This window comes from Ruegeria sp. CDSB114, from assembly GCF_059611025.1.
Window position 1 is genome coordinate 47,219 of sequence record NZ_JBXWOT010000015.1, and the last position, 12,997, is coordinate 60,215.

10 protein-coding genes are annotated in these 12,997 nt (G+C 58.5%); 7 read left to right on the forward strand and 3 right to left on the reverse strand.

Annotation, left to right across the window (positions count from 1 at the left end; genetic code table 11):
• Positions 1–104: 104 nt before the first annotated feature.
• Positions 105–860: a class II aldolase and adducin N-terminal domain-containing protein gene (locus tag AC2FIP_RS20400; protein WP_142637575.1), complete on the forward strand. Its 756-nt coding sequence runs from the start codon at positions 105–107 to the stop codon at positions 858–860.
• A gap of 12 nt (positions 861–872) precedes the next feature.
• Complete coding sequence (locus AC2FIP_RS20405) at positions 873–1,862, forward strand: sterol desaturase family protein (RefSeq protein WP_496787954.1); 990 nt, start codon at positions 873–875, stop codon at positions 1,860–1,862.
• On the opposite strand, the gene AC2FIP_RS20410 is transcribed toward AC2FIP_RS20405, so the two are convergent.
• Positions 1,859–2,800 carry a GlxA family transcriptional regulator gene (locus tag AC2FIP_RS20410; protein ID WP_496787956.1) on the reverse strand — a complete coding sequence of 314 codons (942 nt, stop codon included), beginning with the start codon at positions 2,798–2,800 and terminating at the stop codon, positions 1,859–1,861. The genes AC2FIP_RS20405 and AC2FIP_RS20410 overlap by 4 nt on opposite strands.
• A gap of 77 nt (positions 2,801–2,877) precedes the next feature.
• On the opposite strand from AC2FIP_RS20410, the gene AC2FIP_RS20415 reads away from it, so the two are divergent.
• From AC2FIP_RS20415 to AC2FIP_RS20425, 3 genes are read left to right on the forward strand one after another with little or no spacing between them, the layout of a single operon-like run.
• The gene (locus AC2FIP_RS20415; protein WP_496787958.1) at positions 2,878–4,038 is read left to right on the forward strand and encodes an acyl-CoA dehydrogenase family protein; all 1,161 of its coding nucleotides are present in this window, start codon (positions 2,878–2,880) and stop codon (positions 4,036–4,038) included.
• The gene (locus AC2FIP_RS20420; protein WP_496787960.1) at positions 4,035–6,053 is read left to right on the forward strand and encodes an acetate--CoA ligase family protein; all 2,019 of its coding nucleotides are present in this window, start codon (positions 4,035–4,037) and stop codon (positions 6,051–6,053) included. Before AC2FIP_RS20415 ends, AC2FIP_RS20420 begins: the two co-directional genes overlap by 4 nt.
• Positions 6,050–6,829, forward strand: coding sequence for a carnitinyl-CoA dehydratase (locus AC2FIP_RS20425; protein ID WP_496787962.1), 780 nt, complete (start codon positions 6,050–6,052; stop codon positions 6,827–6,829). Before AC2FIP_RS20420 ends, AC2FIP_RS20425 begins: the two co-directional genes overlap by 4 nt.
• Before the next feature lie 6 nt (positions 6,830–6,835).
• Here the strand turns inward: AC2FIP_RS20425 and AC2FIP_RS20430 are convergent, their stop codons facing one another.
• Positions 6,836–7,468: a class I SAM-dependent DNA methyltransferase gene (locus AC2FIP_RS20430; RefSeq protein WP_496693133.1), complete on the reverse strand. Its 633-nt coding sequence runs from the start codon at positions 7,466–7,468 to the stop codon at positions 6,836–6,838.
• Between the two features lie 89 nt (positions 7,469–7,557).
• Here AC2FIP_RS20430 and AC2FIP_RS20435 point away from each other — a divergent pair, with 89 nt between their 5' ends.
• The gene (locus AC2FIP_RS20435; RefSeq protein ID WP_496787963.1) at positions 7,558–8,403 is read left to right on the forward strand and encodes an SDR family oxidoreductase; all 846 of its coding nucleotides are present in this window, start codon (positions 7,558–7,560) and stop codon (positions 8,401–8,403) included.
• A 4-nt stretch (positions 8,404–8,407) separates the two neighbouring features.
• On the opposite strand, the gene AC2FIP_RS20440 is transcribed toward AC2FIP_RS20435, so the two are convergent.
• Positions 8,408–10,027, reverse strand: a complete 1,620-nt coding sequence (locus tag AC2FIP_RS20440; RefSeq protein ID WP_496787964.1) for a GMC family oxidoreductase — start codon at positions 10,025–10,027, stop codon at positions 8,408–8,410.
• A 428-nt stretch (positions 10,028–10,455) separates the two neighbouring features.
• Here AC2FIP_RS20440 and katG point away from each other — a divergent pair, with 428 nt between their 5' ends.
• Entirely contained in the window at positions 10,456–12,657 is a 2,202-nt protein-coding gene (gene katG, locus AC2FIP_RS20445; protein ID WP_496787965.1) for a catalase/peroxidase HPI, read from the forward strand.
• The last annotated feature ends 340 nt before the right edge of the window (positions 12,658–12,997 follow it).

Consider the following 12,997-nt stretch of genomic DNA (forward strand, 5'->3'; position numbering starts at 1 on the left):
GCCATTAGTTCAGCTTATGAAATAGGCGCGATTTTTTCGTTGGTCAATTTTTTCTACTGCGGGCACGATTTTCCAATCAAGCAATCCGCTGACAGGAGACGGAAATGAGCGTTGCCAGCTTGCGCCCCAATATTGACCATTGGCCTGAACGTGTGGATCTGGCGGCTACATTTCGATGGGCTGAACGTCTGAATATGCACGAAGGGGTCGCAAACCATTTTAGCTTGGCGGTGAATCAGGACGGCACACAATTCTTGATGAACGCCAATCAGATGCATTTTGCACGAGTAAAAGCATCGAATCTGCTATTTCTGGATGCCAAAGACGCTGATGTCATGACCCAACCCGGCGCACCGGACCCAACTGCATGGGGCCTGCATGGTTCGATTCACCGGCACTGTCCTCATGCCCGCTGTGTAATGCATGTGCATTCCATCTTTGCCACGGTTCTGGCCTCGTTGGCCGACAGCACATTGCCGCCGATCGATCAGAACACCACTACGTTTTACAACCGTTATGTGGTCGATCACGAATTTGGTGGACTTGCTTTCGAAAGCGAGGGGGAACGTTGCGCAACCATGCTGGCAGACCCAAAAAAGAAAGTCATGATCATGGGTAATCATGGGGTTTTGATTTTGGGTAGTAACCCGGCAGATGCCTTTAATAGACTCTATTATTTCGAACGCGCTGCTGAAACGTATATCCGTGCCTTACAGACGGGCCAACCACTGCGCGTTTTGTCAGACGAGATTGCGGAAAAGACCGCGCAGGAGTTGGAAGATTATCCCGATCAGGCCGAGGCACATCTGCGTGAGATCAAAGCGCTGTTGGATGCTGAAGGCTCGGATTACGCAAGCTGACGAGATACCCAGATGACGGATTCTGATCAAAATCCCGAAGCAGCCCGCTGGCACTATCACCCTCAGGGGCCGGTGGCCTTGAACCCGTTGTTCAACTGGCCACTCTGCCCATCAGCGGTGTTGAGGTGGTATGGTGGCGCGTGGCTGCAAATTACTTCTCTGACGCTGTGCATGGGGCTTGCTGTAACGGTCTATGTGCTGTTTTTCCCTGTATTAGAGACTATGAAAGCCTTTCAGCCCGGCTGGATGTTCCGTATCTGGTTGCTGAACATGATTCCACAAACTCTGGTCGCGGGCGGGCTGCACTGGTGGCTGTACATGCGCAAGGGGCAGGGCATGTACAAGAAATTCGACCGCCGGAACCTGACCCGGGATAACGGGACCTTCACTTTTCGCAATCAGGTCTGGGACAATATCTGGTGGACCTTGGGCAGCGCCATGACCGTCGCCACGATTTACCAATGGGGTATCTACTGGGCAATGGCCAACGGCTATGTTCCCACCGTCACATGGTCCACCGCGCCGGTCTGGTTTATGGTCTGGATGTTGCTCATCCCCATGTGGTCGGGGCTGCATTTCTATTGGGTGCATCGGCTGGAGCATCACCCGAAGCTCTATAAATATGTCCACGCCGTGCATCACCGCAACGTCAATATCGGGCCGTGGTCGGGGATTTCAAACCATTGGTTTGAGAACCTGTTGTACTTCACCACCTATTTCATCCACCTGATCGTGCCGTCGCACCCGATGCATCTGTTATTCCACGCCTATTTCCAGCAGGTCAGCCCGGTTCTGTCCCATTCCGGGTTCGAAAAGCTGAAAGCCGGGGAGACCGAGGCCGCCCGCGCAGGCGATTTTTTCCACCAGCTGCATCACCGGTATTTCGAGTGCAACTATGGCACCTCAGAGATCCCGTTCGACAAGTGGTTTGGCACCTATCATGACGGCTCGGCCGAGGCGACGACGCGCACGCGGGCTTATAAAAAGCAGATGTATACCTAGCCGACCCGTAAGGCACGGGGGGTGATCCCGAATTCGGCCCGGAAGGCGCGGGTCAAGGCGCTGGGATCGTCGTATCCGGCCCGCAGGGCGATCTCGCTGACAGTCAGGTCGGTTTCTGCCACCAGCTTCCGCGCCAAATTCAGGCGCAAGCGGCGATAAACCTGAGCCGGACCAGCACCCAGTTCGGCCTGCATTCGTGTCGACAATGCCTTGTGTGAGCGTCCGACCTGTCTGGCGATATCCGTAATGGGCAGCGGGGTTTCAAGATTTTCCTGCATCAGCGCCAGGGCCTTGTTTACATAGCCGGTGGTCGCCCCGGCCCCGCCGGAATGCGACCGCGCGGAATCGCGGGTCATGAACAGCTGCGCCACCTCAAGGGCCAGCGCCTGCCCATGGTCCTGACCGATCAGATGCAGCACAAGGTCAAACGCGGCCATGGCGCCGGAACAGGTGATGCGGTTCCGGTCGATGACATAGCGCTCGCGCTGGGCGTCGACCTCGGGGAATCGCTCGGTAAAGCTGGTCAGCTCTTCCCAATGGATGGTGGCGCGATACCCGTCCAGCAGTCCGGCCAGCGCCAGCAGCCAGCTTCCGGTGTCCAGCCCAGCCAGAACGTCATAGCGATTTGCGGCGGATCGCAATCCGGTCAGCGTCGGCCAGCCGCCATGCGCGCGAAACCCATATGATGGCATCACCATCAATGTACCGCCGCGGGCAGATTGCAGTCTTGCGTGCGGCGTAACCTGCAACCCCGAGGATGATGTGACCGGCCCTTCTGTCAGCGACAGGAATTCCCAGTCATACAGTTTTCGTCCAGCCAGCGAATTGGCCGCACGCAGGGGTTCGACCGTGTTGGCAAGGCAATGGTTTGAAAACCCATCAAAAAGCAGGACCCCGAATTGCTGCATCGCGGCAGGCGATTTTGTCCATCTTCGCATGGTTAACGTCTATTTCTGCACGATGAACTTTGCAACCCGGGCCACGATATCGCAAGCCCCAGATGTGGAGACCGCAGATGCAATATGGCCTGACCGACGAGCAAGAGATGATCGCCGCGACTGTTCGCAGTTTCGTCGAGAAAGAGATCTATCCACATGAAGAGCTGGTTGAACGTACCGGCGAGGTTCCGCAGGAAATAGCGGATGAGATCAAGCGCAAGACAATTGAATTGGGTTTCTATGCCTGCAATTTTCCCGAAAGCGTCGGATGTGCCGGGCTGAACCATCGGGAATTTGCACTGGTCGAGCGCGAACTGGGCCGGGGATCGATGGCCTTGAACCACTTCTTTGGCCGTCCGCAAAACATCCTGATGGCCTGCCAGGGCGAGCAGGTCGAACGCTATCTAATGCCCGCTGTGCGGGGCGAAAGGATGGATGCACTGGCGATGACCGAGCCAGGTGCAGGTTCGGATGTGCGTGGTATGAAATGTGCCGCAGTTCGAGACGGCGGAGATTGGGTCGTCAACGGGACCAAACATTTCATCTCGGGCGCGGAGCATGCCGATTTCATTATCGTTTTCATCGCGACGGGTGAAGATCAGACGCCAAAAGGTCCAAAGAAACGGATCACAGCCTTTCTTGTGGATCGCGGCACGCCGGGATTCACCATCCGGGACGGGTATAAATCGGTCAGCCACCGGGGCTATAAGAACATGGTCCTGGACTTTGACGATTGTCGCCTGCCCGACAGTCAGGTGTTGGGCGAGGTCGATGGCGGGTTCGAGGTGATGAATACCTGGCTTTATGCCACCCGCATCACCGTGGCGACCATGTCGGTCGGGCGCGCACGTCGCGCCTTTGACTATGCGCTGGACTATGCAGCCACGCGTGAACAATTCGGTCAGAAAATCGGCAAGTTCCAGGGCGTGTCATTCCAGATCGCCGATATGATCACCGAAATCGATGCCGCTGACCTGTTGACGCTGGCAGCGGCCGACCGGCTGGACAAAGGGCTGCCTGCAAACCGCGAGATTGCCTCGGCCAAGCTCTATGCGTCCGAAATGCTGGCACGAGTGACTGACGCCGCGATTCAGGTGCATGGCGGCATGGGGCTGATGGACGATTACCCGCTGGAACGGTTCTGGCGCGATGCGCGTGTCGAACGCATCTGGGACGGTACCAGCGAGATTCAGCGTCACATCATCAGTCGTGAGCTGTTGCGGGCACTTGGCGCATGACAACGGCGCTGGCACGGGCGTTGAACCCCAGCTCCATTGCCGTGATCGGTGGTGGGGCTTGGTGCGCGTCAGTCATTCAACAGGCGCGCAAGTTCGGGTTTCAGGGCGATATCTGGCCGGTCCATCCCAAAGCCTCTGAGGTGGCCGGAGAGCGCGCCTTTGCGCGGCTCGAGGATTTGCCCACGGCCCCGGATGTGGCCTTTGTGGGCATCAATCGCCATGCAACGATCGAGGCGATTCAGGCGCTGGCAGCGATCGGGGCCGGGGGGGCGGTCTGTTTCGCCTCGGGTTTTACCGAGGCGCGAGCCGAGGATGATTTGGGCGCCGATCTGCAGGACCAGTTGATTGCAGCCGCCGGCGAAATGCCTGTTCTGGGTCCCAATTGCTATGGTTTCGTCAACGGGCTGGATCAGGTCGCAGTCTGGCCGGATCAGCACGGGATGCAACCGGTGGAACGAGGCGTAGCGATCCTGACGCAAAGTTCGAATATTGCAATCAACATGACCATGCAACGCCGGGCCCTGCCGCTGGCGTTCATGCTGACCTGCGGGAATCAGGCGCAGACACATCAGGCTGACGTTGCCTCAACACTTCTGGACGACGACCGGATCACCGCTATCGGTGTTCATATCGAAGGGTTTGGCGATCTGCGAAAATGGGAGGCTTTGGCCGACAAGGCACGCAGACGGGGCGTATCGGTCGTTGCTTTGAAAATGGGCCGCTCGTCCCATGCGCAGGCGGCAACGATTTCGCATACCGCGTCTTTGGCGGGTGGTGATGCGGGCGCACAGGCGTTTCTGGACCGGTTGGGAATCGCCCGGCTGGACGACATTCCCAGCTTTTTGGAATGTCTCAAGCTGTTGCATGTTACGGGGCGATTGCGCGGCAGCGGGTTGGGTACCATCAGCTGCTCGGGCGGCGAGGCCAGCCTAGCCGCAGATATGTCCGAGGGACGCGATCTGCATTTCCCGCCATTGACCAAGGCGCAGCAAGCTGACCTGCGCGCAGCTTTGGGGCCCATGGTGGCGTTGGCGAACCCGCTGGATTACCACACCTATATCTGGCGGGACACCAAGGCGATGACCCGCGCGTGGTCGGCGATGACCGGGCCGGAACAGGCCATTACCATTGCGATTGTGGACTATCCTCACACCGACGCATCGGATTGGGAATGTGCCACCCAAGCGGCGTTGAACTGCGCCGCCCAAACCGGGCGACCCTTTGCCGTTGCCGCGACCCTACCCGAACTTTTGCCAGAGGATGTGGCGCAGCGCCTGCTGGACGGCGGTGTGGTGCCTTTTGCCGGTCTGCATGAAGCCTTGGCTGCGGTTGAGGCCGCCGCGCGGCCGGTTGCGGCACCGGCTGATCCGGTACTGTTGCCCTCGCAGGCTGAGGCAGACCATGTCTTGACCGAAGCAGAGGCCAAACGGGCGCTGGCAGATCATGGTCTGCGGATTCCTCAATCCGTAGTGACGCGTCCGGACAAGGCTGCGCATGCTGCATCGAATCTGACCGCGCCTTTCGCGGTCAAGGGCGTCGGGCTTGCGCATAAATCCGAACACGGTGCGGTGCGCCTTGGCGTCGGCTTGGACGATCTGAGCACGGTTGCGACCGAGCTTGGAACCGACGAAGTTCTGATCGAAGAGATGGCCCAAGGCGGTGTTGCCGAGTTATTGATCGGCGTCACCCGTGATCCGGCCCATGGCTATGTTCTGACGCTAGGGGCTGGAGGCGTGGTGACCGAAATTCTGCGCGACAGTGTTTCAGTGCTGATCCCGTCATCCCGGGACGTGGTCCGTCAGGCGCTGGGCAAGCTGAACTGTGCGCCGTTGCTGGAGGGGTATCGCGGTAAACCGGCGGCGGATACCGAGGCGATCCTGAATGCAGCCGAGGCTGTGCAAGCCTATGTTATTGCCAATGCAGCCCATGTCAGCGAAGTTGAAATCAATCCACTCATCTGCAATCCTGATGGCGCTGTGGCCGTGGATGCTCTGATCCGAAAGGCACGTATATGAACCCGGTTAAAACCAAGCGCGATGGCGCGATTCTGCAGGTCACTCTGGACCGACCCAAGGCAAATGCCATTGATCTGGCCACCAGCCGGATCATGGGTGAAGTGTTCCGCGAATTCCGCGAGGATCCTGAGTTGCGCGTGGCCATCCTGACCGGTGGTGGCGAAAAGTTCTTTTGCCCGGGGTGGGACCTGAAGGCCGCCGCGGACGGAGACGCCGTGGACGGAGATTATGGAGTCGGCGGTTTTGGCGGGCTGCAGGAATTGCGGGATATGAACAAGCCTGTCATCGCCGCGGTGAACGGGATTGCCTGTGGTGGCGGGCTGGAACTGGCGCTGAGTGCGGATATGATCATCGCTGCAGAGCATGCCAGCTTTGCCCTGCCCGAAATCCGGTCGGGCACTGTGGCCGATGCGGCCAGTGTAAAGCTGCCAAAACGCATACCCTACCATATCGCGATGGAACTGCTGCTGACTGGCCGCTGGTTCGATCCGGTTGAGGCAAAAGGGTGGGGCCTGATCAACGAGATCGTCCCAGGTTATCAGCTTTTAGACCGGGCATGGGAACTGGCCCGTTTATTGGCCAGCGGCCCCCCGCTGGTTTACGCGGCGATCAAAGAGATCGTGCGCGACGCCGAAGATTCCAAGTTTCAGGATGCCATGAACCGGATCACCGGGCGGCAGTTGCCGACGGTGGACATTCTATATGGTTCTGAAGACAACCTCGAAGGCGCGCGCGCCTTTGCCGAGAAACGCGACCCGGTCTGGAAAGGGCGCTGAGCGGGTTCAGATCTTCTCGAACATTGCGATAAGGGCGGTATCGTCCCGGTTGGGCCCGGCAGACAGGTCGCCGTAGATTCGAACTTCGGGCAGGGACAGGTTTTGTATCTGCCCATGGGCAAGCTGGTGCAGTGCGTCAGCAAATCCCAGAGATTCGTAGTGTTTCGCGTTAATCGACAGAGCGAATTGCGCGCCTGTCCGGGCCACGTTCAACAGCGCGGGCAGGGCCTCGGGGCCGAGATGGCCATGGGTAAATGTGCCCGAGGACACAATGCCCGAATAGCTGTCGCGCGGCACCGGGATGCCCTGGTTCAGGTCAGCCTCAATCGCGTCGCGGTAGATGTCTTTGCGCAGAGCCTGATCCAGCATCTCGGCGCTGATATCGGTGGCGTCGATCGGACCAACGCCCAACCCGGCCAGTACCGCACCGCAAAGCCCGGTGCCTGCACCGACATCCAAAACCGGACCCTGTCCCCCGGCGCTGACAAAGGCGCGGGCGGTGTGGATATGCAACTGATAGTCCTCGCGCGCCGCAAAACCGTCATCATAGTCGCCGGCCCATTCGGCATAAAGCCGTTTGTGGTCCTCGGGGCTGTCTAGCGCATAAGCTGCATGCAGGTCGGGCGATTTTGTACTCATGACTCATGAAAGGCGTATGTGGGGATTCGAATCAAGTATCCAGTGGCGGGTGCTTGCATCTTGGACCATTGGCGATCATCAAGAAGGATATGGTTAAGACACTCTTTTCATTCGGTCACGGATATTCGGCGCAGGCCCTGTCGCGGCATCTTGAACCGGCGGGTTGGCGTGTATTCGGAACTACGCGCGATCCGGCGCAATCGGGTGCGGTCCGCGCATCCGGTGCCGAACCGGTGATCTGGCCCGGTCAGACGGTTGATTTGGACGGGGTAACACATCTGTTGATTTCGACCGCGCCGAATGCGGGCGGAGATCCAGTGCTGGCGGCGCTTGGCGACAAAATCGCTGACCGCGCAGGTCAGTTCGATTGGGTCGGATACCTTTCCACAACCGCAGTCTATGGGGACCACAAAGGCGGTTGGGTGGACGAGGCGACCCTTCCTTCACCAATTGCCGAGCGCGGCAGGTGGCGCGTCCGGGCCGAGACACAATGGCAAGACATTCCGGGCCTGCCCGTCCACATCTTTCGCCTTGCCGGGATATATGGCCCCGGGCGCGGCCCATTTTCCAAACTTAAACGGGTGGGAATGCGCCGCATAATCAAACCGGGGCAGGTGTTCTCGCGCATCCATGTGGCGGACATCGCGCAGGTGCTTGCGGCGTCGATGGCATCGCCAAACCCAGGTGCGATTTACAATGTCTGTGACGATGAGCCGGTGCCGCCACAGGATGTCATCGCCTATGCGGCTGAGCTGCAAGGCCTGCCTCTGCCCGCTGCGGTTCCGTTCGACCAGGCCGATATGTCCCCGATGGCCCGAAGTTTCTATAATGAAAACAAGCGGGTCAGGAATGACCGGATCAAGGATGAACTGGGTATCCGGCTTTTGTATCCGGATTACCGCGCTGGACTGCAGGCCCTGATGAAGGACGGCTGAGCCCTTATCGGGCGGTGGCTTTGATCAGGTCCGCGGCTTTCTCGGCGATCATGATGGTTGGGGCGTTGGTGTTTCCCGAAACCAGAGTCGGCATGACCGATGCATCGACCACGCGCAGCCCCTCGATCCCGCGCACGCGCAGTTCGGGATCAACCACGGCCATCGCATCCACACCCATTTTGCAGGTTCCGACCGGGTGATAGATCGTATCGGCGCGAGCGCGAATATGGTGCTCCCAATCCGCATCGGTCTGAGCGTCATCCATGCCGTACATCGCTTTGTGCCGGAATTTACTGAAGGCCGGCGCGTGCAGAATGTCTTTGGTCATACGCGCGCCCTTGATCAGCGTGTCCAGATCGCGGTCATCGGACAGGTAAGCCGGATCAATGGCCGGAGCGGCAAAAGGATCGGCGCTGTGCAGCCCGACCGTGCCACGGCTTTCGGGGCGCAATTTGCACACATGGCAGCCGAACCCATAGCCATAATGCAGCTTCCTTGCATGATCATCGGCCAAGGAAATGACAAAGTGCAGCTGGATGTCGGGGCGATCCAAAGCCGGGGAGGTTTTCAGAAACGCGGCGCCCTCGGCAAATGGCGTGGCCGCCATCGACTTACCGGTCTTACGCCAGCGCCAAATATGTCCTGCCAAATTCAGTGCGGCAGCGACACCGATGCCGAATGTGTTGGTGTCCCGGGTTTTATAGAGCAGCGTGAAATCCAGATGGTCCTGCAGGTTCTTGCCAACGCCCGGCAGGTCGTGCCGCACCTTGATCCCATGTTTGACCAGATCATCAGCGGCACCAATCCCGGATAGCTGCAACAACTGCGGAGTTTGAAGTGCACCGGCGCAAACCAGAACCTCGCGCCTGGCGGAGACAGTGATATCCGCACCTTTCGCCTTTTTCCTGTACACCACACCGGTGGCCCGCTTTCCTTCAAAGGTCAGCTCTTTGGCATGGGCGTCGGTAATGACCGTCAGGTTTGGGCGGTCCATGACCGGAAAGACATAGGCTGCCGCTACCGAGCATCGCTCACCATTCTTCGAGGGGTCGTGAAACTGTGTGACCTGATACAGACCAACGCCCTCGTTATCGCCCCGGTTGAAGTCCCGGCTTCGGCGGTGCTGCATCTGTTCGGCAGCTTCAATAAAGGCAAGCGTGATCGGGCGCGGCTGTTTCTGGTTTGACACGTGCAGAGGGCCGCTGTCGCCGTGATGGTCGTCGGCGCCATCTTCGTTATGTTCGGACATCTTGAAATAGGGAAGGACGCTGTCCCAGTCCCAACCGGCACAGCCCAGTTCAGCCCAGCCATCATAGTCCTGACGCTGACCCCGGACGTACAACATTGCGTTAATCGCGCTGGACCCGCCCACCGTCTTGCCGCGCGGCTGATATCCTTTGCGGCCGTTCAGCCCCGGTTGGGCCACGGTTTCAAATGCCCAGTTGTTGATTTTCGGCCGCCCCGGCAGCGAGGCCACTGTTGCCGCGGGCAATCTGGTAAGCATGCCGTTGCCGCCGTTTCCGGCTTCAAGAAGGCAGACACGTATTCCAGGATCTTCGCTCAGACGACCGGCAAGAACCGAACCGGCGGATCCTGCGCCGACAATTACATAATCAAATTGCATTCAGACTCCAAAAATTTTCGGAACCGGCAGTCAAATACGCCGGTCAATCTGTATTAGGCGCTGATCCGAACAAAAGAACCCGCGCTCGTGTCGTTCATAAAGACAGTGGTCGCATACGGATGAAAAACAAGGGCTGTGGTCTATATGTGACCCAAGGTTATTCAGGGATTTGAAAATTGCTCCGATTGCGCGGGATCCGGGGATGTTCTCTTCATAATTATTTCCTATGGTTTTCATCATTAAACAAAACTTTTATGCATGAATGCAATTTGCTATTTCTGACTAGGTCAGGACTTCAGGAATACCGATACCCTTGCCAGATGCTCAGCGTATTTGGATGGGGAAGACGTGTCTTGAATCTGTGTTCTTGATTACCACGAATTTCACTGCGCAAGATCGCCGGATATTAGCTAGGATTGGAGACCGATATGGACGGAAGTGATAACCCCAAAGCAGGCGGATGCCCTGTGATGCACGGCGCTGGAACCCGTTCCAACCGGGATTGGTGGCCGAACCAGCTAAACCTGTCGATCCTGCACCAGCACGGAGCGGCTTCGAATCCTCTGGGTTCGGATTTCGACTATGCTGAAGAGTTCAAAAAGCTGGATATGAAGGCGCTGAAAGAAGACCTATATGCGCTGATGACGGATTCACAGGAGTGGTGGCCGGCGGATTATGGCCATTATGGTGGTCTGTTCATTCGGATGGCCTGGCATAGTGCAGGCACCTACCGGACGGCAGATGGCCGTGGCGGGGCCTCGACCGGGAACCAGCGTTTTGCGCCGCTCAACAGTTGGCCGGACAACGGTAACCTCGACAAGGCGCGTCGTCTGCTGTGGCCGATCAAGCAAAAATACGGAAACCAGATTTCCTGGGCTGACCTGATGATCCTGGCAGGTAACTGCGCCATCGAATCCATGGGTGGCAAAACCTTTGGTTTTGCCGGCGGCCGTACCGATATCTGGGCCCCCGAAGAAGACATCTATTGGGGAACCGAGACAGAATGGCTGGCCCCGACCGACAATCCGCAGAGCCGGTATTCCGGTGAGCGCGATCTGGAAAACCCTCTGGCCGCAGTGCAGATGGGCCTGATCTATGTAAACCCTGAAGGTCCGGACGGAGAGCCCAACGTTCTGGCTTCGGGTCGTGACATCCGCGACACCTTTGGCCGTATGGCAATGAATGACGAGGAAACCGTTGCTCTGGTTGCTGGTGGTCACACTTTCGGCAAGGCGCATGGTGCGGGCGATCCCGATCTGGTCGGCCCCGAACCCGAAGCGGCCCCGATCGAAGAGATGGGCTTTGGTTGGATCAACAAGTTTGGGTCCGGCAAGGGTGACGATACCACGACATCAGGGGTCGAGGGCGCCTGGACCGCAAATCCGATCCAATGGGATAACGGCTATTTCGACCTGTTGTTCGGATATGACTGGAACCTGACCAAAAGCCCCTCGGGCGCGTGGATTTGGGAACCGGTGAATGTCAAAGAAGAAGACATGGCCCCGGCGGCGCATGACGCGTCGAAGAAGGTCAAAACCATGATGACCACCGCCGACATGGCGATGCGCATGGACCCGATCTATGGTCCGATCTCAAAGCGTTTTCACGAGAACCCGGAAGAATTCGCTGACGCTTTCGCCCGTGCATGGTTCAAACTGACCCACCGCGACATGGGCCCGCGCTCGAATTACATCGGCGAGGAATCTCCGGCCGAGGAACTGCTGTGGCAAGACAATGTCCCCGCCGTGGATCACGAGCTGATCGGTGACGCGGATGTGGCCGAGCTGAAGGCCAAGATCGCGGCCACTGGCCTGTCGGTGTCCGAGCTGGTTTCGACCGCATGGGCTTCGGCCTCGACTTTCCGCGGCTCGGACAAGCGCGGCGGTGCCAATGGCGCGCGTATCCGTCTTGCTCCGCAGAAAGACTGGGACGCGAACGAACCGATGAAGCTGGCCAAGGCGCTGACCGCGCTTGAGGGCGTTCAGGCGACGTTCAACGGCGCACAATCCGGGGGCAAGAAAGTGTCTCTGGCCGACGTGATCGTTCTGGCTGGTAATGTGGGTGTCGAACAGGCCGCCAAGGCCGGTGGTCAGGAGGTTGAGGTTCCGTTCACACCTGGCCGCACCGATGCGACGCAAGATCAGACCGATGTGGACAGCTTTGCCGTGCTCGAGCCCGAGGCCGACGGCTTCCGCAACTATCAGAAGACGGATTATTCGGTTTCACCCGAAGAGCTTCTGGTCGACAAGGCCCAGCTGCTGACCCTGTCGGCGCCGGAAATGACCGCATTGGTTGGCGGTCTGCGCGTGATCGGCGCCAACTTCGGTGAAACCAAGCATGGTGTGTTGACCGACCGCGTTGGCACGCTCAGCACCGACTTCTTCACCAACCTGCTGGACATGGGCACCGAGTGGAAGCCCTCGGGCAAAGGCGTCTATGAAGGTCGGGACCGCGCCAGCGGTGAGGTCAAGTGGACCGGTACCCGCGTCGATCTGATCTTCGGCTCCAACTCGCAGCTGCGGGCTCTGGTCGAGGTCTACGGTCAGGCAGGCGCAGAAGGCAAATTTGTCTGCGACTTCGTCTCGGCCTGGAACAAGGTCATGAATGCAGACAGGTTCGATCTGAAGTAAGCCTGCGACCTTCGCAGAATTTGCGCCGTCCGAGGAGACTCGGGCGGCGTTTTGTTTGCCCCGGTTCCGGGCGCATACCCAGCATTGGGTACGATTCCGCCCAGGGGCTGTTCTTTCCCCCGTTCCGTGCGGTCCGTTACCGGCTCGGAAGAGAGAATTATTAAGCTAACCTGTTGTTTTCATTAACCTAGAGAAGTTTCTGTTAAGAAATGCAAAGTTTTTTCAGATTGGGGGTTGCAGGTCCCAGACCTAATCCGTAAATACCCCTTCACCGGCGCTGCTGAGGCGCTTGGGACACACTGGAGAGACGGTGGGACGGGTTGGAGAGACGGCCGGACGC